General features: G+C 46.9%; 1 pseudogene. It reads right to left on the bottom strand.

Going from position 1 to position 503, the window contains the following annotated elements:
• A pseudogene (locus tag R7Q46_RS30685) lies at positions 1 to 503 on the bottom strand (Zn-dependent protease); the annotation flags it as partial.

Genomic DNA, 503 nt, shown 5'->3' with positions numbered 1-503 from the left:
TGTCTTGTGTTGTTTGATGAATCCAAAAGAGGCGAGAAGCTGCTTTTCTAGTAAGTTGATGACACACCATTCGGCTAGCGAGTATTGATTATCCGTCTCTGAGAGCTCACGTAGCACTTTACATAAGCTGATTTTCTGGGCTTCACTCAGCGATTTAAGCGCCGGCAGAGCGAGTTCGAGTAACGGGAAACGCAGATGCAGTGATAAGTCATAATCTAACCAGGGAAGCAATGTAGATTGGGATGCGAGTGGAACGTACGACTTAATCATTTCGCGCTGAATATCGCTGCCATCAAAAATGAGGGCGAATGCGATAAATCGGGCGCTATATGGTTCACGTGCGATATCAACTAACTCTGGTGGTAATTGACTGATCAACTGTTTGCCTGTCTCACTCAATTGCTCCGATGGTGAGGCAGATTGCGAAGCAGGAGAGCCGCCACCTACGGCAAAGCCACTGACTTGTTCGTTATCAAACGCCGTGTTTTGAGCATGAGAATGGT

Source organism: Vibrio sp. 811 (assembly GCF_033339195.1).
The sequence above is the reverse complement of the archived record's forward strand: the minus strand, read 5'-3'. Positions and strand labels throughout refer to the sequence as shown.